Origin of the sequence: Pseudoalteromonas sp. (assembly GCF_036960685.1) — a bacterium.
In the GTDB taxonomy this organism is placed as follows: Bacteria; Pseudomonadota; Gammaproteobacteria; order Enterobacterales; family Alteromonadaceae; genus Pseudoalteromonas.
The window spans coordinates 1-606 of the sequence record NZ_JBALXK010000072.1 but is presented as its reverse complement, the minus strand read 5'-3'; the positions used below and the strand labels follow the sequence as shown (position 1 = coordinate 606).

Annotated in this window: 2 protein-coding genes; both read right to left on the bottom strand. The window is 43.9% G+C overall.

The window, feature by feature from the left end; translation table 11 throughout:
* Positions 1-279: hypothetical protein (locus tag V7783_RS21095; RefSeq protein ID WP_335680394.1), on the bottom strand; the 279-nt coding region annotated here is incomplete at its 3' end.
* 118 nt (positions 280-397) lie between these two features.
* Positions 398-606 (bottom strand): hypothetical protein (locus tag V7783_RS21090; RefSeq protein ID WP_442961405.1); only part of this gene is annotated, 209 nt, incomplete at its 5' end.

Here is a 606-nt window from a genome sequence, read left to right as displayed (position 1 = left end):
TGTCTGAATCTCACTAACCATGCGCTTGGCTACTTGGTCAATCGACACGCCTGAGCCGTCAAAATCATTAGTAACAAATTCCATTTGAGTAGGCAAGTCTTCTGAGAATGTCGGATCGATACGAAATGCCGCCCCAACTAATGCCGCTCTAGTCCGACCAGTAACACCAAGGAATAATGCGCGTTGCTTGTATGACTTATACTTGTCAGCATCTTTATCTAGAGCCATCGGTAGGAATGTGACGCCAGCGTCTTTGATGCCGTTAGCACTACAAGCCAATCTGGTTTTGTTCCAGTTATCGGCCTTTGCCACATATTCTGTGTTTATAAATTTTACGTTAGCCATTCATCTAGCCCATTTGTGTTTTCGTTATGTTAGCACAATGCTTATATATATGTTATGCGCCAAATCTTATATCGATTTTAGATACGTGCTTTCTCTTGGTTTCGACAATAGCAAGATAGCGTAGCGAGTCAGCTCCGTGTGATGCCCAGTCATGCAGTGGTCTATCACGATAACAGCCTAGTTTATCATTCCATTCTTTGCGGTATGCCTCAGCAGCGTTTATGCCCTCCTCGCACTCTTTATGGTCGAATACGCACTTAG